General features: G+C 67.6%; 23 protein-coding genes. 12 read left to right on the top strand and 11 right to left on the bottom strand.

Annotated elements, in window-relative coordinates; genetic code table 11:
- Positions 1 to 13: 13 nt before the first annotated feature.
- Positions 14 to 1,021: a LacI family DNA-binding transcriptional regulator gene (locus tag BCM27_RS21815; protein WP_004022292.1), complete on the bottom strand. Its 1,008-nt coding sequence runs from the start codon at positions 1,019 to 1,021 to the stop codon at positions 14 to 16.
- 116 nt (positions 1,022 to 1,137) lie between these two features.
- Here BCM27_RS21815 and BCM27_RS21810 point away from each other — a divergent pair, with 116 nt between their 5' ends.
- Positions 1,138 to 2,325, top strand: a complete 1,188-nt coding sequence (locus tag BCM27_RS21810) for an acyl-CoA dehydrogenase family protein (protein ID WP_004022291.1) — start codon at positions 1,138 to 1,140, stop codon at positions 2,323 to 2,325.
- Positions 2,326 to 2,467: 142 nt separating this feature from the next.
- Complete coding sequence (locus tag BCM27_RS21805; RefSeq protein WP_004022290.1) at positions 2,468 to 3,151, top strand: GAF and ANTAR domain-containing protein; 684 nt, start codon at positions 2,468 to 2,470, stop codon at positions 3,149 to 3,151.
- A gap of 113 nt (positions 3,152 to 3,264) precedes the next feature.
- Here BCM27_RS21805 and BCM27_RS21800 read toward each other — a convergent pair whose 3' ends face one another.
- The gene (locus tag BCM27_RS21800) at positions 3,265 to 3,711 is read right to left on the bottom strand and encodes an STAS domain-containing protein (protein ID WP_004022289.1); all 447 of its coding nucleotides are present in this window, start codon (positions 3,709 to 3,711) and stop codon (positions 3,265 to 3,267) included.
- A 438-nt stretch (positions 3,712 to 4,149) separates the two neighbouring features.
- Between BCM27_RS21800 and BCM27_RS21795 the strand changes: the two genes are divergently transcribed.
- Positions 4,150 to 5,016 (top strand): SigB/SigF/SigG family RNA polymerase sigma factor, encoded by an 867-nt coding sequence (locus tag BCM27_RS21795; RefSeq protein ID WP_004022288.1) that lies wholly within the window; start codon positions 4,150 to 4,152, stop codon positions 5,014 to 5,016.
- Here the strand turns inward: BCM27_RS21795 and BCM27_RS21790 are convergent.
- Positions 5,006 to 6,184, bottom strand: a complete 1,179-nt coding sequence (locus BCM27_RS21790) for a zinc-dependent alcohol dehydrogenase (RefSeq protein ID WP_004022287.1) — start codon at positions 6,182 to 6,184, stop codon at positions 5,006 to 5,008. The genes BCM27_RS21795 and BCM27_RS21790 overlap by 11 nt on opposite strands.
- A 2-nt stretch (positions 6,185 to 6,186) precedes the next feature.
- Complete coding sequence (locus BCM27_RS21785) at positions 6,187 to 6,651, bottom strand: DUF7269 family protein (protein WP_004022286.1); 465 nt, start codon at positions 6,649 to 6,651, stop codon at positions 6,187 to 6,189.
- Between the two features lie 328 nt (positions 6,652 to 6,979).
- Between BCM27_RS21785 and BCM27_RS21780 the strand changes: the two genes are divergently transcribed.
- Positions 6,980 to 7,405 (top strand): ATP-binding protein, encoded by a 426-nt coding sequence (locus BCM27_RS21780; protein WP_004022285.1) that lies wholly within the window; start codon positions 6,980 to 6,982, stop codon positions 7,403 to 7,405.
- Here the strand turns inward: BCM27_RS21780 and BCM27_RS21775 are convergent.
- From BCM27_RS21775 to BCM27_RS21755, 5 genes are all read right to left on the bottom strand, one after another.
- A complete protein-coding gene (locus tag BCM27_RS21775; protein ID WP_004022284.1) occupies positions 7,377 to 8,237 on the bottom strand; it encodes a glycosyltransferase family 2 protein in 861 nt (286 codons plus the stop codon). The two genes, BCM27_RS21780 and BCM27_RS21775, sit on opposite strands and share 29 nt — an antisense overlap.
- Entirely contained in the window at positions 8,234 to 9,214 is a 981-nt protein-coding gene (locus BCM27_RS21770) for a hypothetical protein (RefSeq protein ID WP_004022283.1), read from the bottom strand. The genes BCM27_RS21775 and BCM27_RS21770 overlap by 4 nt, the downstream gene beginning before the upstream one ends.
- Positions 9,211 to 10,320 (bottom strand): glycosyltransferase family 4 protein, encoded by a 1,110-nt coding sequence (locus BCM27_RS21765; protein ID WP_004022282.1) that lies wholly within the window; start codon positions 10,318 to 10,320, stop codon positions 9,211 to 9,213. The genes BCM27_RS21770 and BCM27_RS21765 overlap by 4 nt, the downstream gene beginning before the upstream one ends.
- On the bottom strand, positions 10,313 to 11,458 hold the full coding sequence (locus BCM27_RS21760; RefSeq protein ID WP_033204811.1) for a glycosyltransferase family protein: 1,146 nt from the start codon (positions 11,456 to 11,458) through the stop codon (positions 10,313 to 10,315). The genes BCM27_RS21765 and BCM27_RS21760 overlap by 8 nt, the downstream gene beginning before the upstream one ends.
- 220 nt (positions 11,459 to 11,678) lie before the next feature.
- Positions 11,679 to 12,353: a PAS and ANTAR domain-containing protein gene (locus tag BCM27_RS21755; protein ID WP_004022280.1), complete on the bottom strand. Its 675-nt coding sequence runs from the start codon at positions 12,351 to 12,353 to the stop codon at positions 11,679 to 11,681.
- Between the two features lie 232 nt (positions 12,354 to 12,585).
- On the opposite strand from BCM27_RS21755, the gene BCM27_RS21750 reads away from it, so the two are divergent.
- Positions 12,586 to 12,834, top strand: a complete 249-nt coding sequence (locus tag BCM27_RS21750; protein WP_004022279.1) for a hypothetical protein — start codon at positions 12,586 to 12,588, stop codon at positions 12,832 to 12,834.
- Between the two features lie 62 nt (positions 12,835 to 12,896).
- Positions 12,897 to 13,757, top strand: coding sequence for an SDR family oxidoreductase (locus BCM27_RS21745; RefSeq protein WP_004022278.1), 861 nt, complete (start codon positions 12,897 to 12,899; stop codon positions 13,755 to 13,757).
- 8 nt (positions 13,758 to 13,765) lie between these two features.
- Here BCM27_RS21745 and BCM27_RS21740 read toward each other — a convergent pair whose 3' ends face one another.
- A complete protein-coding gene (locus BCM27_RS21740) occupies positions 13,766 to 15,052 on the bottom strand; it encodes a lipase family protein (RefSeq protein ID WP_004022277.1) in 1,287 nt (428 codons plus the stop codon).
- A 70-nt stretch (positions 15,053 to 15,122) separates the two neighbouring features.
- Complete coding sequence (locus BCM27_RS21735; protein ID WP_033204809.1) at positions 15,123 to 16,112, bottom strand: ABC transporter substrate-binding protein; 990 nt, start codon at positions 16,110 to 16,112, stop codon at positions 15,123 to 15,125.
- 122 nt (positions 16,113 to 16,234) lie between these two features.
- On the opposite strand from BCM27_RS21735, the gene BCM27_RS21730 reads away from it, so the two are divergent.
- The 6 genes from BCM27_RS21730 to BCM27_RS21705 all read left to right on the top strand — a co-directional run bounded on the left by BCM27_RS21730 (position 16,235) and on the right by BCM27_RS21705 (position 22,222).
- Positions 16,235 to 16,885, top strand: coding sequence for a DsbA family protein (locus tag BCM27_RS21730; protein WP_004022275.1), 651 nt, complete (start codon positions 16,235 to 16,237; stop codon positions 16,883 to 16,885).
- A 63-nt stretch (positions 16,886 to 16,948) separates the two neighbouring features.
- On the top strand, positions 16,949 to 17,623 hold the full coding sequence (locus tag BCM27_RS21725) for a FadR/GntR family transcriptional regulator (protein WP_033204807.1): 675 nt from the start codon (positions 16,949 to 16,951) through the stop codon (positions 17,621 to 17,623).
- The gene (locus BCM27_RS21720) at positions 17,620 to 18,807 is read left to right on the top strand and encodes a CynX/NimT family MFS transporter (RefSeq protein ID WP_004022273.1); all 1,188 of its coding nucleotides are present in this window, start codon (positions 17,620 to 17,622) and stop codon (positions 18,805 to 18,807) included. The genes BCM27_RS21725 and BCM27_RS21720 overlap by 4 nt, the downstream gene beginning before the upstream one ends.
- Before the next feature lie 77 nt (positions 18,808 to 18,884).
- On the top strand, positions 18,885 to 20,255 hold the full coding sequence (locus BCM27_RS21715; RefSeq protein ID WP_004022272.1) for a hydroxysqualene dehydroxylase: 1,371 nt from the start codon (positions 18,885 to 18,887) through the stop codon (positions 20,253 to 20,255).
- Positions 20,252 to 21,040, top strand: coding sequence for a PaaI family thioesterase (locus BCM27_RS21710; RefSeq protein WP_004022271.1), 789 nt, complete (start codon positions 20,252 to 20,254; stop codon positions 21,038 to 21,040). The genes BCM27_RS21715 and BCM27_RS21710 overlap by 4 nt, the downstream gene beginning before the upstream one ends.
- A 252-nt stretch (positions 21,041 to 21,292) precedes the next feature.
- On the top strand, positions 21,293 to 22,222 hold the full coding sequence (locus BCM27_RS21705) for a phytanoyl-CoA dioxygenase family protein (protein ID WP_004022270.1): 930 nt from the start codon (positions 21,293 to 21,295) through the stop codon (positions 22,220 to 22,222).
- The last annotated feature ends 269 nt before the right edge of the window (positions 22,223 to 22,491 follow it).

The following is a 22,491-nucleotide window of genomic DNA, read 5'->3' as shown; positions in this document are numbered from 1 at the left end:
GGAGGCGAACCGATCACGTGCTGCCGCGTGCGATGAGTTCGACCGGTAAGCGCCGGGATTCGACGTCGCGTCCGGTCGCGAGGTCGAGGAGACCGCGCACCGCGGTCTCACCGATCTCCCGGGCCGGGGAACGAATCGTCGTGAGTGGAACCGGCAGCTGGGCGGCCACCGGGATGTCGTTGTAGCCGATCAGGGCGAGGTCGTCGGGGACGCGGAGTCCGAGGTCGCGCGCCACGCCCAGGACCCCCACCGCGATCGTGTCCGACACCGCGAAGATCGCCCGCGGGCGGTCCGGACGATCCAGAAGTGCGCGACCGGCCGCCGTACCGCCGTCGACCTCGAAGTTCGACGCGACGATGCGGTCGTCGGGCAGCGTGATCCCGGCCTCGCGCAACTCCGCGCGAAACCCGCTGAGTCGGTCGGTGGCCGTGGTCGCGTGGGCGGGACCGGCGATGGCGGCGAGGTCGGTGTACCCCCGATCCAGGAGATGCCGGGCCGCGATGCGGCCGCCGCGCACGTCGTCACCGCCGACGAAGGGAAGCCCGGCCTCGGCGTGCCGGGTCAGCGCGAGCAACGGAAGGTCGCCGATCCGCAGCGACTCGACGAAATCGCCACCCGGCCGATGGAGCCCGCTCAGCAACAGACCGTCGACCTGCCGCCCGACGAGGAGTTCGATGGCCCGCCGCTGAGCGGCCTCCTCGTCAGGCGGGCTCGACAGCAGCACCGAGTAACCGGCCCGGGTGGCGGCCTGCTCGATGCCCTGGTAGGTCGTGGCGACGACGCCGTCGGTGAGTCGCGTCATCACGACACCGATCGTGGTGGTCTTGCGGGTCCGCAGACTGGCCGCCCACACGTTGCGCTGGTACCCGAGCTGGTCGGCGACCTCCCGGACCCGGAGCGCCGACTCCGACCATCCGTCGGCGGGTTCGGCCTGGCGGAGGACGCGGGACGCGGTGGACACGTGCACGCCGGCACGCTGCGCGATCTCCTTGAGCGTGGGTGCGCGCTGACCACTGATCACGCTGGCTCTCCTCTCGGCCCGGTAGCTCGAGCCCACCCCACACATTGACCGGCGGCGGCCGACCACCTACCTTAGGCGATGCAATCGTTCTTGCAAACGTTCTCACGGAGGTCTCGATGTCCCGCCCCAGCACGTTGCCCCAGCTCTTCGCCCTGGACTCGCTGCTCGACGCGGACGAGATCGCCATCCGCGACAGTGTGCGCGACTTCGCCGCGTCGAAGCTGCGCCCGCACATCGCGGAGTGGTTCGAGGAGGCCCGCCTACCTGCCCGCGACATCGCCCGGGAGCTCGGCGGGCTCGGGGCCCTGGGAATGCACCTCGAGGGGTACGGCTGTCCCGGGATGAGTGCGATGTCCTACGGACTGGCCTGCCTCGAGCTCGAGGCCGTCGATTCCGGAATCCGCAGCCTGGTGTCGGTGCAGGGGTCACTCGCGATGTTCTCCATCCATCACTGGGGTTCGGAAGAACAGAAGAACGAGTGGCTGCCGCGGATGGCGGCGGGGGAGGCGATCGGCTGCTTCGGCTTGACCGAGCCCGACTTCGGATCCAATCCGTCGGGCATGCGCACCCATGCCAAGCGCGACGGCGACGACTGGGTGCTCAACGGAACGAAGATGTGGATCACCAACGGTTCGATCGCTGATGTCGCAGTGGTGTGGGCGCAGACCGATCTCGCCGACAGTCCGGGCGGTATCCGCGGATTCGTGGTCCCCACCGACACGCCCGGGTTCTCGGCGCCGGAGATCACCAAGAAGATGTCGCTGCGCGCCTCGGTCACCTCGGAGCTCGTGTTCGACGAGGTGCGGCTTCCCGCGTCGGCGATGCTGCCGAAGGCAGAGGGTCTGCGCGGACCGCTCACCGCTCTCGGTGAGGCGCGATTCGGCATCATCTTCGGGGCCATGGGCGCGGCTCGCGACTGTCTCGAGTCGGCCATCGACTACGCGCAGTCCCGCGAGGTGTTCGACAAGCCGCTCGCCGGCTACCAGATCACCCAGACCAAGATCGCCGACATGGCGCTCGAGGTCGGCAAGGGCCACCTGCTGGCCTACCATCTCGGCCGTCTGAAAGATCGCGGTGAACTCACCCCCGAGCAGGTCAGCACCGGCAAGCTGAACAGCACGCGGGAGGCGATCGCGATCGCCCGCGAATGCCGAACCATCTTGGGGGCGAACGGCATCACCCTCGAGTACCCGGTGATCCGGCACGCCAACAACCTGGAGTCGGTACTCACCTACGAGGGGACCTCCGAGGTCCACCAGCTCACCATCGGTCGCGCGCTGACCGGTGCTTCGGCGTTCCGCTGAGCCACTTGCCGGCGTAGGGTCCGAACGCCTTTCCCGAGCCGACAACAGGCACGTCGCGGTGGGCTACGTTGGGGTGAGTACGCCGAACAATGCGCGTCCGTGGTCGTTGGTGTTCACGTCGGGCGTTGAAAGGGGCTCGATCATGACACATCCATCCGAGGAGGACGTCCACCGAAGGATCGCCGATCTGGCGCGTGAGCTCCACGGGGACGACTCCGACGAACAGGTCGCCAAGTCGATCGTCGAGAACGCGCTCATCGACATCCCCGGCGTCGAGTACGCCGGCCTCACCGTCACCACCAATCGGAAGTCGATCGAGTCCTTCGGCTCGACCCACGACGTCGCTGACGTGCACGACCGCATCCAGGCGGAACTCGGTGAGGGACCGTGTATCTCGGCGGCGCTTGCCGACCGCGTCGTGCGCGTCGACGACCTCGCGAAGGAAGAACGTTGGCCCGAGTACCGGCAGCGGGCGCTGGCGGAGACCTCGATCCGCTCGGTGCTGTCCTTTCAGCTCTTCGCCGACACCACGACGATCGGGGCGCTGAATCTGTTCGCCGACGTGCCCCGCGCCTTCGACCTCCACGCCGAGGATCTCGGCGCCGTCTTCGCGACTCACGCCGCGCTCGCGTGGAACAAGGTCAGGAAGGACAAGCAGTTCCACAGCGCCCTGGCCAATCGCGACGTGATCGGCCAGGCCAAGGGCATGCTGATGGAGCGGTTCGAGATCGATGCGATCGCCGCGTTCGAGCTGTTGAAGCGGCTGTCGCAGGACTCGAACACCAAGTTGGTCGACGTCGCACGTCAGGTCACCACGAAGCGGTGACCTGACGTGCCCTTCGAGGCTCGTCGCTATCGCTCCTCGCACCTCAGGGGGCAGGGGAGGCTCGTCGCCGGCGCTCCTCGCACCTCGGGGAGCAGCGGCCGAGCAGGGGTGGCTTACTCGGCGACGGTGAATTCCATCGTGCTGGGGGCGACCTCGTTCTGGGTCAGGGCGCGTCCGGCTTCCTCGAGTGTCTCGAAAGCCTTGACGTAGGGCGCCATCCCGCAGAGTTCGAGCGGGCGGGTCACACTGCGGCCGCCGACGACCACGACCGGGACGAATCGTCGACCGGCGTCGTCGATGAAGGACCGCAGCAGCACGAGACCCACTGTTCCGAAGAAGTTCAGGCCGGAGAAGTCGAGGACGATGCCGTCGACCGGGCCGCTGATCACCCGATCCAGCGCAGCCGCGAAATCGGCGGCGGAATCGCGATCGACGCTGCCCGAAAAGCCCTGTACGCAATACGATTTCGGTGAGACGAACTGGTGCGGGTGTGTCTTCGGCGCAGGTTCGGTTGCGTGATCGAAGGCCGAACGAAAGGTGGTCGAAGAAGTGAGAGCCATGATGTTCTCGTTTCGGTAAGCGCGCGTCTGGCCCGACCGTCACCTCTGGATCGAAGGCCTTGATACTCCACCGAATGTGGTTGGGAGTAACCCAAGTTCACGACCGTCGGAAAAAGATTGACACGTGATGGTGGGAAGCGGAGAGGCCCTGGGCGCCTGTCGCTTAGAACGCAGCTGCTACCTGAACCGCATCCCTTACCCTACGTTGCGCGAGCACGGCGTACAAGGTTGTGCCCACTTCGGCAGTTTCTATGCGCCGAGTTCCTGCCACACACCGCTCTGACCAGGCCGCACCCGGCGTGGCTGGACGCTGTCGTACGACCGTGGTTGGCTGGACTCGGATATGCGTCGAACCCGTGCGCACATCATTCCTGTTCTGGTTGCGGCACGAGGTCTGCGCATCAGTTCTCGTGCTGTCTTCTAAGTCTGGTGGTGAGAATGGCGTCGGGAGACCGGGGCGATCACGACGATTACGGCGACGTCCTCCCTTCTCTTCGTGCGATGCACGAGGAGAAGGACGACGATCGTCGTGCTCGACTTCGGGACGAGGTCATCGCGCGGTGCCTGCCCCTGGCGGATCATGTCGCGCGGCGGTTCTCCGAGCGTGGCGAACCCATCGACGATCTGCGTCAGGTGGCGCGGATCGGTCTGATGCACGCTGTCGACCGGTTCGACGTCGAGCGCGGCAACAACTTCCTCGCCTTCGCGGTGCCGACCGTGATGGGCGAGGTCAAGCGCTATTTTCGGGACAGCACCTGGTCCATCCGCGTACCCCGGCGTGCGCAGGAGGCCTCGCTGAACATCGCCAAGGCAAGTGAAGAACTGTTGCAGACCCTCGGTCGGTCGCCACGCCCGAGTGAGATCGCCAAGCATCTCGACCTGCCGGTCGGCGAGGTCATCGAGGGCATGGTCGCCCGCTCGGCGTACACCGCGAGTTCGATCGACGCCGAGGCCGGCTCGAACACCGACGGCTGGACCCTTGCCGACACCCTCGGCGACGAGGACGCACGGTTGGAACTCGTCGAAGAATTCGTCACGCTGCAGCCCGCACTCGAGCGGCTCACCGAGCGCGAGCGCACGATTCTCACCCTGCGGTTCTTCAAGTCGATGTCGCAGAGCGAGATCGCGCGCGAGGTGGGGATCTCCCAGATGCACGTGTCGCGCCTGCTGACGCGCATTCTCGAGACCTTGCGGTCCGAGGTCGTCGTCGAGGAGGACGAGGCCGAGGACAGCGACACCCCGCAGGCCGACGGTGAGCGTGCCGCGGCGAGGGGGCGCGGCACGCCTCGCGGGTTCACGGCTTGAGAATCACCTTCACCATGCCGTCGTCCTTCCGCTGGAAGGTCTCGTAAGCCTGCGGGGCCTCGTCGAGCGGCAGTTCGTGGGTGGCGAAGGTGTCAACGCCCAGCGGGTCGTCATCGGTGAGCAACGGCATGATGTCGTCCACCCACCGCTTCACATTGGCCTGCCCCATGTGCAGCCGGATCTGCTTGTCGAACATGGTCAGCATGGGAAGCGGGTCGGCCGCGCCGCCGTAGACCCCGGACAGCGAGATCGTTCCGCCGCGCTTGACGATGTCGATCGCGGAGTAGAGCGCACCCAGCCGGTCGGTGCCCACCTCGGACATCGCCTTGCGGGCCACGGCATCCGGCAGCAATCCGACGACGCTCTGCAGCGCTTTGTTGATCGGCGATCCGTGGGCCTCCATGCCGACGGCGTCGATGACGGCGTCGGTACCCAGCCCGCCGGTGAGGTCGCGAATGGCGTCGCCGACATTGTCGACGGCGTCGAAGTTCACGGTCTCGATACCGCGGGCCTCCGCCCGGGCCAGCCGTTCGGGTACCCGGTCGACACCGATGACCCGAGCGCCCTGGTGCGCTGCGATCCGGGCGGCCATGTCGCCGATGGGGCCGAGGCCGAGCACGGTGACGGTTCCGCCCTGGGGGATCTCGGCATAGGCCACGGCCTGCCAGGCCGTGGGCAGCACATCCGAGAGATAGACGTAACGGGAATCGGGCTTCTCCAGCGGCACCTTGATGTGGGTGAACTGGGCCTGAGGTACGCGTAGGTACTCGGCCTGCCCGCCGGGGACCGAGCCGTAGAGCTGCGAGTAGCCGAACAGCGCGGCGCCCGTCCCCTGTTCGGTGACGCGCGTCGTCTCACACTGCGTCATGAGCCCGTCGTGACAGAAAAGGCATGAGCCACAAGAGATCTGGAACGGTATGACGACCCGGTCGCCAACGCGGAGGTCGCCGGTCTCACTGCCGACCTCTTCGACGATCCCCATGGGCTCGTGCCCGAGGATGTCGCCGGCCTGCATGAACGGACCGAGGACCTCGTACAGATGCAGATCGGATCCGCAGATGTTGGTCGAGGTGACCTTGATGATGGCGTCGGTGGGCTCGATGATCTTCGGGTCGGGCACGGTGTCGACCGACACGTGTCGTTTGCCCTGCCAGGTCACTGCGCGCATTCTCAGGCCTTTCCCTCGTTGTGTCCCCGGTTGTGTCGATGACCCTCGTCGTGCATTTCTTCCAGGCGGTCGTCCCGCCCTCGCTCTCGTTTTCCCGCGTGTTCCACCGGGAAATCGTGGAAGCGCTCCTCGTAACGCTCGGCCTCTTCGGCAGTGGTCTCCGGCTGGATCGGGTCCTGATGGGCACGATCACCGTCTCGGGCGGCGCGTCGTCGAAGCAGGACGCGGCTGCCGATCAGCAGGCCGAGCGCCACCAGGCCGACGAGAACGGCGCCCACCGCCAGCCATACGGTCGCGTCGCGGTCGCCCGCGCCGGCGGCGATCGCGAGGCCGGCGAGGACCAGCATGAGTCCGAGACAGACGAAGCCGAGGAGGCCGATGGCCTTCAGCCCTCGTGACTTTCGTGCCGGACGCCGGGCGATGGCCTCGCGCGAGGCGACCTCTCGGTCGGGTGTCAGATCTGGCATGGTGCACTCCCTGCGCTGTCTGGTTGTGGCTCGGTGGCCGACGTGGCTGGACGACCGGCCTCGGTGCGGACGGTGTACCGCGACGGGGCGACAACGAAACGTCGTGGTGCGAACCGTCCGCCGGAATCGGGACCGAACGAGATGTGAATCTCATGGGGTCAGGTCCTCGAGGAATGCTCTGCTACCGTGTCCACACGTGTTCGGGGGGCACGTGTTCAGCGCGGTACATCTTCTCGAGCCGCGGTTTGGAACAGGGAATCACGGGGCACTCATGACGAGACCAGCCGAGATCGGCACCACCAAGCAACGGGCGAAGAAGACTCATTTGATGACCGATTCCGACGCGACGTCCCAGCTAGCGATCGACGGCGGTACGCCGACGATCCTGCGGGTTCCGGCCGCCACCGATCGCCTCGCACTGATACGAGGACTGGTCGAGACCGCTCTCTACATCGACGACTGGGCACTCGACGACGTCATCGACGCGAAGGTCGCCGTCGACGAGATCTGCTCTCAGATCATCTCTGCGGCGGCGGAGGGGTCGTCGATCGAGCTGACGCTGCACCTGTCGTCACAGGGCGTGGTCGGGGAGATCCGCGGCGAACTCGTCGGGGGTGTGACCCTCAAACAGTCCACGTTCGGGTGGCGAATCGTGCAGACCGTCACCGACACCCACACGATCTCCTACGACGAACCGCTGTCGGACTCGGGATCGCACGGCGTCGTCATCCGGTTCTCGAAGTTCCGTCGCTGACGATCCGCCAGTCGTCCACGGCGGAATCGTAGGCGCACAAACCGAGGTCGGCGAAGGCGTTCAACCACCCCGCCATCGGCCACGTACCCCAGCGGCCGTGGAAGACCCGGGCGTTGCGGAGAATGTCGTCGAGATGCTCGACGGGGGGATTCGACACCGGGTGGTGTTGGTGATACGCATGGGCTCCACCCACCCAGGCGATGCGAAAACCGTTCTCCCGCGCGCACATCGCGAAGTCGGTGTCCTCACCGCCGTATCCGCGGTAGCCCGGGTGGAAGCCGCCGAGCGCAAGCCAGTCGGAGGTCCGCACGGCGAACGACAGCGACCAGAAGAGCATCAGTTCCGACGAGAGTTGCGTCTGTCCGCACGCCGGTGCCGGGCGTGCCGGGTGTGGGTCGGTGAATCGAGGGAGTTCACGAGCCTCGAAGGTCGGCTGATCGGCGGGCAGATAGGTGACCGGGCCGCAGTAGAGGAGCCTGCGGTCCGGCGTCGCCGCGCCGGCCTGCAGGTAGCGTCCGAGCATGTCGGGACCGGGAATGCAGTCGACGTCGAGGAACGCCAGGATCGACGCTCCCGCCGCGATCGCGGCCGCCGCTCCGGCGTTGCGCGCGTCGGCGAGTTGGAGTGTGCCCGGTTCGTCGACACCGACATGGATGACGTGCACCGGATGGCCCTCGACCACCGTGGTGACGTCGGGATCGTCCATCGCCACGATGATGTGGACGTCGGGCCGGCTGGACGAGTGAGCGAAGGCCTCGAGTTGGCGTCGCAGGTGGAGATGTCGCCCCGCCACGATCGTGATCACCGCGACCACCTCGGGGGAGCCTGTCATCGGCTCGCGACCGCCTCGATCGCGCGGGCGGCACGCCCGGCGGCACCCGCGGTGTGCCAGCGCGACCACGTCGGCGTCGAGTCCCCGACGGTGTCGAGGATCGATCGCCATCTCTCGGCGTCCGGCCACGTCGACGTGACGAGCGCCAGTTCGGAGCGCGAGAGCGTGTCGCCGGTCGCCCGCTGTTCGGCGAACGGTCGGTCCTCGGGGATCACGACCGCCGGTCGGCCCGCCGCAGCGGCGTCGGCCACGCTGCCCTGACCTGCGCCGATGACGGTCACCCGGGCGCTGCAGAGGAAGGGCCATGGGTCATCGACCCATGTATCGAATGCCGGTCCGAGTCCGACGACGGTGCGCCCCGGCAGTTCGTCGGCGAGAGTGGTCGCCGGGTGCGGCAGGCCGTGCTCCCCGCCGGCACCGGTGAGGACCAGCACATCCGAGGCGAACGTGGGGTGTGAGACGGGAGGTCGGCCGTCGAAGCGGGAGATGCCCCCGGTGAAGACCGTCTTCGACAGATGTTCCCGGAGCCACTCCGGCTGATACAACTCGGCAGGCCAGGGCGCGATGATCGCATCGGCCGCCCGGTAGGCGAGCTGATGCGGCAGGTCGTCCCGGACCCCGGGCTGCGCCGTCACGATCACCGGCACTCCGAGCAGCCGGAGGAACAGGGTGACCTCGACCGAGACGTCGACGACGACGGCAGCCGGTGTGCGCTCGGCGACGAACTCCGCCACCTGCGCCATGCGCGTCCGCAGCCCGGCGTCGTGCCGCGGAGCCCAGTGCAACAGGCCGCTCACGGCGACATCACTCGGCTCCGGGTCGGCGTCGTCGCGGTCGAGGGAGATCACCTCACTGAACGCCGGATCGCACAGCGACGCGCTGGTCAACGCGACGACGTCGGTGCCGATCTGCCCGGCGACTGCGGTGGCGCGGGAACAGTGTCCGCGTCCCTGATGGTGCACGTAGTAACCGATCACGCCGGTACCCGGCGGGTGAGCGAGTCGGTGCCGAGGGTCGAACGTCCGGCGACCAGATCGGCGTAGATGTCGGAGTACCGGCCGATCATCGCGGTGTCGGAGCAGTGTTCCTCCGCGCGACGGCGGGCGAGTTGCCGGTCGATGGTGAGCGCTTCCTCCGCGGCGACTGCCAGCGCATCGACATCGCCCGGCGGGACGAGGACACCGGCGTCGGCGCCGACGATCTCCGGGATGCCTCCGCGCGCGAAGCACGCCACCGGGGTGCCGCACGCGAGGGACTCCGCCACCACGAGGCCGTACGGCTCGTCCCACACGGGGCTCACCAGGGTCGCGCCGCAGGAACCCACCAGCCGGGCCAGGTCGTGCTGGTGGAGGTGCCCCTCGTAGTGGACGAGGCGGCCCAGGGAGGGGGCGATCTGTTGTTCGAAATACGTTGCGTCGCTGATGGGTCCGGCCAGTCGGAGCCGTCGTCCGGCGCGCTGCGCGGCCTCGATCGCGAGATGCGCACCCTTCTCCGGGACGAAACGGCCGAACCAGACCAGATCGTCCCCACCGGGACCGGCGGGCCAGCGGTCCAGCTGAACGCCGTTGTGCACCACCGGGATGTCGCCGAGAACATGTGACCAGGACTGCGCCGTGTGCCGGCTGACCGCAACGCAACGCGTATCGGGCGCGAGGGTGAGGGCCGACTCGAGCCACGGCGTCGGCGGGGTGTGCAACGTGGTGACCATCGGGGTCTGCACCGCCGGCCCCATGGCGACCGGGAGGTAGTGCAGGCTGTGATTGTGGATCACGTCGTAGTCGCCGGGGTTGCGCGTGAACGAGAGCATCAGCGACAGATACGAGTGATGATCCTGCAACACTTCGAGCTGGGGCATCGACACATCCGAGCGTGCGGCCGCGGATGGCTCGAACAGCTCGGCGCGCAGGCGATCCGAGTCGACCGGGAGATCGCTGCCGTCACCTGCGAACAGCGTGACCTCGTGTCCGGCGAGCGTCAGGGCGCGGGTGAGATGCCAGACATGGGCCTCGAGTCCGCCGGCGAAGGGCTGCGCGATCGGGTAGCGGCTCGACGCGACGATGGCGATCTTCAGGGGGTCACGCATCCAGAATCCGGGTGTAGAGGGCGGCGTGGTGTTCGGCGAGCGACTGGCGCTGGGCGCGTCGTTCCGGCCACAGTGCTGCCGACGGTCGAGCCGTATAGGCCTGCGCCAGAGCGGCAACCAGCGAGTTCGGATCGAAGTGGTCCGCGGTGAACTCGTAGGACAGGCAGTCCTGCTGCTCGCGATAGAAGCCGCAGCTCGGTGCGATGACGGCGGTACCGAGATCGTGGCAGGCCTCGAGCCAGCCCGAGTGCGTGCCGAACCGGTACGGGAGTACCGATACGGACAGGCTTCGCAGATAGTCCCACAGTTGGTCGTCGGTGAAGTAGTCGTGAACCCGCACGCGCGCGTAGGGATGACGCGACAGCGCCAGAGCCGTCGTGCCGAAGTCGGGGTTGTACGCGTGGGTCCCCGGGACGAACACCTCGTCGTGCAGGTTGATCTGGACGGTCATGTCCGGGTAATCGGCGGCGGCCTCGAGCAGGGTCATGATGACCGGCAACGGATCCATGTTCGCGCGGATGCTCTTGGCGTGGACCCCGACGACGAACTCGTCGGTGTGCGGCTCTCGCGCGCCGAATTTTCCCGGTGGCACGACATGCGGGTGGGGGAGAACGGTCGCCTCCCGGTGCCAGCGGCGTGTGATCTCGGCGGCCGCGCCGGGGGTCAGCGTCACCACCTCGTCCGCCGCGGGCACGAGGATGTCCAGTACCTCCTCGTGATGACCCGGCTCGGCGTGATGCGGATTGCGCAGATCGTGCAGCGTGTAGACGAGCGGCTTGCCGTGGGTGCGCAGTTCGTCGATGACCGCCGACATCGTCGCCGGCTCGATGGCGTCGAACCCGAAATGGAGGTGGAAGACATCGAACTCGTTGTGATGTCGCGCGATCCAGGCGGGATCGAGCATCAGCGGTGGCCACCACCGACCCGGGACCATTTCGCCGTCGGCCGGCGCCGGGTCGGGCAGGCGCACCACCGACACCGGTCCGGTGTCGAGGTCGCTGGCCGTCCCGTTGAGCGGAGACAGGTGCCGGACGTACACATGCGAGTGCGGCACCGAGGCGACGCGCACGCGCGTGGGGCCGACACTCGCGCGCGGGCGTAGACCCGCCCGTACCGAACGGTCCCGTGTCGTGCTCACCCCCGTGGTGTCGAGGGTTGCTGTTCCGCTGGGCTGCCCACTACTCACTGCCACATCCGTTCACTCGGGTCGCAACGGCTGTGTTCTCAACCGGGCCTGCGCGATCGCGGCTTCGCAAGCCGCCGACGACTGCCGAATTCCGGCAAGTTCTCGTGCGAGCCGAGTTACCCAGAACGGCGTCGGACGAAACCGTCGACGAGTGCGATGAGCGGTGTGGTGATCAGTGTGAGTTCGAGTGTGGGGTGCCCTGGCCGTCGGTATGGTGCGCATTGAGCAGCAGGTGGTCGAAGGACTGCCGGACCGGGTCCGGCAGCACCACGTATTTGTGGACCCCGGTGACGATCGACCGCGCGAGTTCGTTCACCTTGACGTTCGCCGTCTGCGATCGCCACCGCATGACCTCGAACGCGCGATCAGCGCTGACCCCGTAGGCCAGCGAGATCATGCCCTTGGCCTGTTCGATGACGCCCTGGTGCTCGCGGAAACGCGCGACGTGCTCGTCGACGCGATCCTTGACCGCTTTCTCCTCGATCGCCGTCAGGTCGAGATAGAAGCCCTCAGCGCCGATGACGGCTCCGGCCTCGTCGGTCAGTTGCTGCGAGACGACCGCGACATGACGAACCTCGCCCTGGGTGTCGACGATGCGATGTCGGCTCGAGAACGGAATCCGGCGGTCCAGCATGGTCGCGAGCAACTCTTCGAACGACTGCCGGTCGTCCGGGTGCTTGTGACCGGCGATCAGCTCGGTCGTCGGGGTCACCTCACCGGGCCGGTATCCGTGCATCTCGGCGACCTCGTCAGACCACTCCCACTCCTGGGTGTCGAACAAGAACCGGAAGCTGCCGACGTGACTGATGCGGGACTCGCCGGCGGTGTGATCGTTGGCGTCTCTCACCCTCACCCCTACAAACCACAAATCAACATGGAAGCCAGCGGTCTCGGGCGAAAAATGAGCTTACCTGGCTGTCCTGCCGAGCGGGAATCGGCCTGGTCAGTGTCGTCGATGCCGGACTCGCGGAGATCGTTTCGGCTCCGTGCCGCTCGGGTACCAGCGTCCGCGTGGGCCGGCGGCGTGCGACGCGGCTCCGACCCGGACACCGAATCCGGTCACGACGAGGAGGACGAGAATGAGCACCGACAACGTGGGTGACAGCGCGACAGCAGCGACCGAGGGCATCAACCCCGATCTGACGTCGACGGCGGGTTTCGAGGACCTCGACGAGGACCGTCTCGGTCGGGATCCGCTCGAGGAGGGCATGGATCCGCCGGAGGACTGGTCGGCCAGCGACCGCACCGGAACGACCGCCCGGGAGCAGCGCGAAGGGGAGTCCCTCGACGACAAGCTCGACCAGGAGATTCCCGACGAGCATCCCTGAGCCGCGCGCGGCGGGCCTCCGGGTGATGTTTCCGGCTCCGCCCGCTCGGGCATCCGCCGCCCATGAGTGACGAGAATCCCGAGCACGTGGCGAAGACGATCCCGTACCCCGGGGAGACCGACGAGATGGGTGACCGCCCACGGGACGAGATGCGCGAGTACCGCGGTCGCGATCTGTTGATGGGCAAGACCGCGCTCATCACAGGTGGCGATTCGGGTATCGGCCGCGCAGTCGCGGTCGCCTTCGCCAAGGAGGGTGCCGACGTCGCCATCGCCTACCTCGAAGAGGACAACGACGCCCGGCACACCGTCGAGCTCATCGAGGCCCAGGGACGGCAGGCACGCGCCTATCGCGGCGACCTCGCCGACCCGGCGCATTGCACGGACATCGTGAGGCGAACCGTCGATGAACTCGGCGCGTTGGACATCCTGGTCAACAACATCGCCTACCAGGAGATCGTCGATGACTTCCTGGAACTCACGCCGGAGCAGTGGCGCCGCACGTTCGCCGTCAACATCGACAGTTTCTTCCACACCACCCGCGCCGCCGTCCCGCACCTGACCGGCGGCGGCGCCATCATCAACACGTCGTCCATCAACGGCCTGCGCGGCAACGACAGTCTCATCGACTACTCGGCGACCAAGGGAGCGGTTCTCGCGCTGACCTATTCGCTCGCACAGTCGTTGATGGAGCGGAAGATCCGCGTGAACTGTGTCGCTCCCGGCCCGGTCTGGACACCGCTGATCCCGGCCACGATGCCTGCTGACGCGGTCAAGGACTTCGGTACGCAGGCGCCCATGGGGCGCGCCGCCCAGCCCGACGAGATCGCGCCGTCATACGTGTTCTTCGCGGCCGAACAGCTGTCGTCGTACTACACCGGCGAGGTCCTCGCGCCGATCGGCGGCGAGACGCTCCCGGGCTAGGCGCGGGTTCAGGGCACCGGGAGCGGTGCCAAACTGTTCCCGCGCGGCAGCGAACCGCAGTTGCTCTGCGTCGGAGCACCTGCGAACCGCTCCGTCAGGTACTGCAGGGCAAGGGGTTCGAACGGCAGGAACGCCTCCTGATGCGTGAGGCCGTTGATCTGGCGGTACGTGATGTCGACGCCGCGTGAGCAGTACTCGTTCGCCAGGCCGATGACGTCGCCGGTGATCATCAGGGTGTCGCCGATCGCGTTGTAGTGACCCACCGCGAGAAGCATCTTCGTCGACGGGGTGCCCGACCGGCCCATGATGTTGTCGTTGATCGCGCGCACCACCTGCGGCACGTCGAGCAACCCGGTGTAGGGCGGCTTGACCATGTCCGCACTCGTGAGACCCGCGTACTTCGACGCGAACCCCGAGATGCACTCGTCGCTCACGTCCTGGGCGACCTGCTTGCCGCGTGCCGACAGGAAGGTCGAGGTGTCGAGGCGATAGGTCCGCTGGTAGGCGACCACCAGTGCCGGGATCACGCCCGCCCACTTCGCACTGCCGTTGATGTACGGCAGATTGTGTGCGAGGTCCACGGGCAGGCCGCCGGCGGCGGCGCCGACGATGTTGAGTTCGGGCGCGTATCGCGGCGCGACCTCGGCGCCGAACTGCGTCGGGATCGACCCGCCGGAATAACCGACCAGGCCGACCGGGGTCGACCGCGGCAGCCGCAGGAACGACTGCGCGGCGCGCACGCCGTCGAGCGCGGCGTACCCCGACTGCCTGCCGATCGTCCACTGCAGCTTCTCGCCCTCGTAGTCGGGCACCACGACGGTGTAACCGGCAGCGAGATAGCCTGCGATGACGCCTTGTTCGGCGGTCGCGGTGCCGTTGGTGTAGCCACCGCTGAGTGTGTAGGACGGGTCGCACTGCGAACCCAGCGCGTCGTAGGCCATGTGGTACGAGACCAGTCGGGTGGGGCCCGGGGTCAGCGGTCGGAGCACCGTCGCGACCGTCACCACGCTCTCGCCGAACTGGTCGGTGGTGCGATAGAGCACCTGCGAGCCGGTGATCGGTGTGGACAGCGTCGGTGTCCGGAATTGCATGGGGCGGCTGCGGAGCACCGCGCCGGGTGCCACCCCGGCCAACGAGCCGTTGTACGAGTAGAACGGATCGGCCGACGGAAGCGGCGAACCCGGGCCGGGTGCCGCCTGCGCGGGAGGTGCGCTTGCGAGCACTCCGGCGATCACGCCGACGACAAGACCGATGACTCCCACGCGCAGCCAACTCGTGCGCACCCCGAACGACATGGCTCATCTAAACATCGAATGGGCCGGGATGGGGGAGGTCACCCAACAGCGACGTCGTCCACCGCACCGCTCATGTGGTCAGCTTCGCCAGTGCGGGCTCGAGGGCGTCGACCGCCCACGGAACCGAGTACACCGTCGGCGAGCCGAACGCGGAGGCGGTGTCGTTCGTCAGGAAGACCGTCGCGCCTGAGCGGACCGCGGTCAGCGAATCCCATCCCGGGATCGTCCCGAAGACCTCGGGTCCGCCGACCAACGGCCAGAAGATCAGCAGATCGGAGCCGAGCAGATCCACCCGTTCACTCGAGACGACGACGCGCTGGCCGTTGTCGGACAGCCCGGTGACCGCGGGGTCCAAGCGCAGGCCGACCTCCGCGAGGAGCTTGGCCGACGGGTCGTTGTCGGAGGTGACGACACCGAACTGCCGCTCCGGAGTCAGCTGGCCGAAGGTCGCTGTCTTGCCCTGTGCTGCAGGGTATTTCTTCTTGACCGCGTCGATCTTCGCCTCGACCTCGGTCTGCGCTTCCGCCGCCTGCTCTTCCTTGTCGAAGATCTTTCCTGCGGTGCTCAACACCTGCTGCCAGGTGTCGTTGACGGTCTCGGTGCTCATCACCGGGATGGTCGGCGCGATCTTGGCGAGGATGTCGTACGCCGCACGATCGGGCAGGTACCCCGCCAGGATCAGGTCCGGATCGAGTTTCGCGATCTCGGCGACGCCCGGCGAGGCGCCGACATCGACCGGGATGACGGTGGACTCGTGAGGTGGGGTCCACGCGAACCGGTTGCCCGGGCCCGAGTATCCGGTGGAGACGAACTCGGCGGTGATGGGGACATCCAGTCTGATGAGCGAATCGGACCAGGCGGTCGCGCCGGTGAGGGTGACCACCCGCTCAGGCGTGCCCTCGACCACCGTCGACCCGTACTGATGGTCGACGGTGGTCGAGCCGGTCGACTCGGTCGAGTTCTTGCCGGAGTTGCCGTCATTCCCGGATGAACATCCCAGGGCGAACACGAGCACGGCGACGAGCAGGAACGGGGCGGCGAGATACCGCTTCGGATGCATGGAGATTAGGTTAGGGTAACCAATCATTCAGATCAACCGAAGCTGTCCTCCCGGCGGCCGGTGAGGGCTGTCTGTTGCGGGGTCGGTCCGGCCGCCGACCCCGTTGCTTCTACGTTGGACGGATGAGCAGACCGACCAAGATCGCATGGGCGGCCCTCGTGGCCATCGTCGTCGTCCTCGGTGTCGCCGTGCTCATCGACCGCGAACCCGCCCCCGCGCCCGCGGACACGACGGTCGCCGTCGATCGCCTGGTGCGCCCGGACAGCCATCGCCTGACGGCCCCGGCCGACGAGCGCGCGCGATTCGTCGAATTCCTCGACTTCGAATGCGAGGCCTGCGGCGCGGTCTACCCGATCATCGAGGACCTGCGGCGCACGTATGGCGACCGGATCGCCTTCGTGGTCCGCTACTTCCCGATGCCCGGCCACGTCAACGCCGAGCGAGCGGCCCGCGCCGTCGAAGCCGCTGCGGCACAGGGCAGATTCGAGCAGATGTACCAGCGCATGTTCGCCACCCAGGCGCACTGGGGTGAGCAGCGGGTTCCTGCCGACGATGTGTTCCGCGGTTTCGCGATCGACCTCGGACTGGACATGCCCGCGTTCGACGCCGCGTACAACAGTCCGGCCACGCTGGAGCGGATTCGCGCCGACGTCGCGGACGGGCTGGCCCTGGGCGTGCAGGGCACCCCTACGTTCTTTCTCGACGATCAGCGCCTCATGCCGAACACCATCGACGACCTCACCGGTGCGCTGCACCGGGCGGCCACCGCCTGAGGTATCCGGGCGGCGAGACCGGGCGTCTCCTGAACTCAAACATGGGATGTTAGGTTGTTTAGCGTGACCGGCCAGATCATCCCGCCCCGCAGGACCAGCGAGCTCGTCGTGCAACGGATGCAGGAGCTGATCGCCGACGGCACCTGGCCGATCGGCGAGCGGATACCCGCCGAGCCCGAGCTCGTGGCGCAATTCGGGGTGGGACGGAACACGATCCGGGAGGCCGCGCGGGCGCTCGAACACGCCGGCATGCTCGAGCCGCGGCGCGGCGACGGCACCTATGTACGTGGACGGAGTCCGCTCGCCGGAGCGATCGCGCGACGCTCGGCGCCATCTGAGTTACGCGATCTACTGGAAGTGCGCCGTGCGCTCGAGAGCGAGGCGGCGGCCGGTGCGGCCGGTCGTGGGGATGCCCGCGACGTCGAACGCCTACGGACGCTGCTCGCGCGCACCGAGGATGCGCTGACCGACGGCGATCTGGATCGATACACACAGGCCGACATCGCTTTTCACGCCGAACTCGTCCTCGCGTCCCGCAACGTGCTGCTCATCGAGATGTACGACGGGATCGCCGAGGCGATCGCTCGAACCCATCCGTCGGTGCTGCGTCGTCCGTTGGCCGAGCAGTCACACCCGCGTGGCCATCGCGACGTCGTGGATGCGATCGAACGCGGCGACGCCGTCGCGGCGCGCGCGGCGGTGTACGCCTACGTCGACTTCACCGAGGTGCCGGAATGAGCGGGCGGGGTCTGTCCACGCATGAGCGGACCGGAATCGGGGTGATCGTCACCGCGGTCGGGGTGATGCTGGTCGCCGCGAATCTGCGACCGGCCGTCGTGGCCGTCGGGCCACTCATCGGCGTGATCTCCGACGACGCCGGGTTCAGCAGCGCGGTCGCCGGGCTACTCACCGCCCTGCCCGTCCTGTTCTTCGGGATCTCGGCGCCGGTTGCGCCGCGCCTGGCCAACCGCTTCGGCATCGAGCGGGTCATCTTCGGCGCGCTGCTCGTGCTGATCGCCGGAATCCTCGTGCGTCTGATTCCCTCCGCAGCAGCACTCTTCGCCGGCTCGGCCATCATCGGAGCCGCCATCGGTACCTGCAACGTCGTGTTGCCTGCGCTGATCAAACGCGACTTCGCGCACCGCTCCGGGCTCATGACCGGTCTCTACTCGATGACGCTGTCAGGTGGAGCCGCGGTCGCCTCCGGGGTGAGCGTGCCCACCAACGATGCACTGGGCGGAGACTGGCGTCTCGCGCTCGCCACGTGGGGACTCCTCGCGGTGGTGGCCGTCGTCGTCTGGATTCCGCAGCTCCCCTCGGTTCACCGGGTGACCTCTGCCTCGCCGACGACGTCGTTGCTGACGAACCCGATCGCGTGGGCCATCACGGTGTTCATGGGCACGCAGTCGTTGATCTTCTACACGTTCGTGGCGTGGCTGCCGCAATATCTCGTCGAGACCGGGATGTCGCCACTGCGGGCGGGTGCGGTTCTGGCGTCGGCGCAGGTGGTCGCGCTGATCATGTCACTGCTCGCGCCGATCGTCGCCGGCCGCTTCGCCGATCAGCGCGTCGTGACCCTGTCGGTGATCACCGTGTGTGCCATCGGTTTCGTGGGTCTGCTGAGCACCGACGTGTGGCCCGGGTTCTGGGCCGCCTGCGTGATGGTCGGGCCCGGCTCGTCGATCAGTCTGGCTCTCCTCTTCATGGTGCTGCGGAGCTCGGGTTCGGAGCAGACGGGGCAGGTGTCCGGGATGGCACAATCCGTCGGCTATCTGGCTGCGGCAGCCGGACCGATCGCCATCGGCGGGATTCACGACGTCACGGGTTCGTGGACGCTTGCGATGGCGGTTCTCGGTCTCGTGCTGGTGCCGCAGGCCGTCTCTGTGCTCGGCGCGGCCAAGAACGTCAAGATGACCGGCTGAGCCCGAGCCGGCCCGATGCCGCAGGCGGATCCGCGCAACGCCGGTACCGGTCAGCCCTGACCGCTAATCTGTGGCGCATGCATTGTGTGGTCGTGGGTGGGGGACTCGCCGGTCTGGCGTCGGCGGTGTGGCTCTCGGAGGCAGGTCAGCGTGTCACCCTGCTCGAACGGCGCGGTTCACTCGGCGGCCGCACCATCTCGATGCCCCTGCATGTCGTCGACGATGTCCCCGACAACGGCCAGCATGTGTTCGCCAGCGGATACGAGCACCTCATGCGTTACCTGGACAGCGTGGGCACCCGCCGACACGTGGCGTTCCCGGGGCACATGACGGTGCGCATGCCCGGCGGGGCGACCCGCAGATCCGGATTCGCGGGCGTGTCCGGACTCCGCGCGGCGCTCGGCGACCTGCCCGGCGTGACCGGCCTCGACCGGCTGCGGACCGCTCGGGCACAGATCACTTTGATACGCCAGGCATTTCGGCAACCCGACTGGCTCGACGACATCACCGCCGACGAGTGGTTCCGGCGTATCGGCATGCCGCAGTCCGCGCGGGACGCGCTGTGGGACGGCATCGTCATCGGCCTCACCGGGGACAAGCCGGACATCTCCTCGGCCAAGGTCCCGGCCGATCTGCTGGTGACCGGCGCCCGGCGGGCACGGGAGACGCGCACGCCGATCTCCATCGGGTACCCCACCGTCGATCTCGACACGCTGTTCATCGAGGGCGCCGAGAAGCGTTTCGCCGACGCCGGTGTGGAGGTCCGCCACCGCGCGGTGGTGTCGTCGATCGACGTGACCGACGGGGTCGTGAGCGGTGTGACCCTCGCCGACGGCGAGAAGATCGCCGCCGATGCCGTCATCTGCGCGGTACCGGTGTGGAGTGTGAAGGGGCTCCTCGACCAGGTCCCGGGGCACGATCGCATCTATCGGGCCGTCGAGAACCTGACCCCGGTTCCGATCGTCAGTGTGAACCTCTACCTCGACCGCTCGATCGGCATGGCCGACTGGGGCGAGATCCTCTACGGCGGTGAGGGTGTGCTGGAACAGGTCTGGGACCGCCAGCGCATGCATGGTCGCGAATCGCGCGACAATCACTTCTATTCGACGACGGTGTCGGCCTCGTACGAGCTGATCTCGAAGACCAACGCCGAGATCACCGAGATCCAGATGGATATGCTGCGCCGGTACTTTCCGCAGGCTGCCGACGCCGAGGTGGTCCACAGCCACGTGGTCCGGATGCCGAAATCGACCTTCGCGCAACGACCCGGAACGTTCGGTCTACGTCCCGACCAGCGCACCGAGGTCGATGGCCTCGCCCTTGCCGGCGATTGGACCCGCACCGACTGGACCACGACGATGGAGGGGGCATGCCAGAGCGCGGCCCGGGCCGTCGACATCATCCTGGAGCACGCGCAGCGCCGTCGGCAGGGCGCCCGGCAGCCATGACGACGTCCGCATCCGCCTTCCACCTCGGCGGTCCCGAAGTGATGCTCCGCATCGGCGAGGTCTCCGTTTCCGGTGAACGCAGTGAGGCCCACACCGAGGCCGGACCGTGGCTGGCCGACCCTGCGGCGGGAGTGAGCCGTGGGGCTCTGGCCGTGTCGTGCGACGACGTCACCGGATACCTCGTCGCCGCCGGTGGTCCACGGCACCGGTGGCCGGTCTCGCTCGGTATCCGGATGGACTTCCTCGCCGACCCGCCCCTCGATGGGTCCTCGCTGCATGTCTCCGGTGAACTCGTGGCGCGAGATGACCGGGGTGCCATGACCACCGGGGCCGTCCTTGATCCGTCGGGCCGGACGATCGCCACGATCATCCAGCGGTCGCACCTCATCGACGCGCCGAGGACTCCCGGCCCGCGGGCGTCAGCGCGGGTCCTCGAGATCCCGGACGAGCCGGTCCGTCAGCAGCTCGGACTCGTCGAGGTCGCGCCGAACGTCCTGAGCATGGCGCCCACGGTCTTGTCGGCCAACGGGATGGGCAGCGTGCACGGCGGAATCCTGGTCTGTGCCTCCGAACTCGCGGCCGCGTCGTGTGTCCGCGCCGCAGGCGACATGCGGACGACAAGCGTCGACATCACCTACGTCCGCCCGTGCGACGCGGCTGAGACGGCGACGTTCACATCCGAGGTCATGCACCATGGCCGATCGCTGTCGGTGGTGCGCGTGGTGGCGGCAAACCGCGGAGCCAAGCCCGCGGCGATCGCGACGGTCGTGCTCCAGCACATCTGAGCTCTCGCGTGCGGCATACCTGCATGGTTGCGGGGGTTGTCGGTCCCTGGCAGGGTGCAGACATACGGCCGATTCCGGCGCGCGTGAAAATCGTTCGCGCCACCGATGCCGTCACATCGCGATGCGTCGCCGTCCGACGTTCGCGCACAACACAATCACCTTGCCCGCCGCCGAGGCGCACCTGCTTCGAGAGCGGCCTGCCGGATGAGGGAAAGGATCGCAGAGATCGTGACAACTCACACAGCAACCACGATGCCCGACACCGCCGGAACGAGCGCAGCGCCGACCGTCTCGGCGGGCGCCCGGTCGACGAGCGTCGGTGTCGACGTCTACCGCACGCGGCTCGCGCACCACAGCCAGATCGAACCGCGACCGCACAACACGGTGTGGGGGAGCATGGGAAACCCCGGACCGCTGTCCGCCCCTGAGCTCCGCCGATACGCCGATCGCGGATACCACACGGAGACAAACGTTCTCGCCGATGGCGACATCGCGGAGTGTCTCCGTGAGGTGGAAGCGATCACCGAGCGGCTCGGTGACGACGACCGGGTGATCCGCGAGTCGTCCAGCGGGGACGTGCGGTCGCTGTTCGCGGCGCATCAGCTCAGTGACGTCATCGCCGAGATCTGTGCGCGGGAATCGATTGTCGGCGTCGCCCGTCAGATCCTCGACGATGACGTGACGATCCACCAGAGCCGGATCAACCTCAAGCCGGGGTTCGCGGGCGGTCCGTTCTACTGGCATTCGGACTTCGAGACCTGGCACGCCGAGGACGGGATGCCCGCGCCGCGCGCGCTGAGTGTGTCCCTCGCCCTGACACCCAACGTCACGACCAACGGCCCGCTGATGATCATTCCCGGTTCGCACCGGCGGTTCGTCAGCTGTGTGGGCTCGACACCCGGCGACTATCACCGGGAATCGCTGACGTCCTACCGGCCGCCGTTCGGGACGCCGGAGGAGCAGGACGTCGCGAGCCTCGCCGATGAACTCGGTATCGACACGATCACCGGACCGGCCGGGTCTGCGTTGTACTTCGACTCCAACTGCCTGCACGCGTCCGGCGGGAACATCACGCCCTACCCGCGCAGCAACCTGTTCGTCGTCTTCAACGCGAAGTCGAACGCCTTGCAGGAGCCGTACGGCGGGACCGCGCCACGTCCGGATCATCTGGCGCACAGGTGAGCTCGGATGTGCGCTGACCCGCGAGCGAAGGCCCGCCCCCTGCCCCTGAGGTACGAGCGAAGGCCCACCCCTGCTCCCTGAGCTGAGGAGCGAGCGAAGGCCCACCCCTGCTCCCTGAGGTGCGAGCGAAGGCCCACCCTCTGCTCCCTGAGGTGCGAGCGAAGCGAGCCTCGAAGGGTCCTGGCGAGATGCGTCGCCAAACCCTTCGAGGCTCGTCGCTTGCGCTCCTCGCACCTCAGGGAGCAAAGGGGGGTCGCTTGCGCTCCTCG

It is taken from the genome of Gordonia terrae (genome assembly GCF_001698225.1).
GTDB classification, from domain to species: domain Bacteria; phylum Actinomycetota; class Actinomycetes; order Mycobacteriales; family Mycobacteriaceae; genus Gordonia; species Gordonia terrae.
The sequence above is the reverse complement of the archived record's forward strand: the minus strand, read 5'-3'. Positions and strand labels throughout refer to the sequence as shown.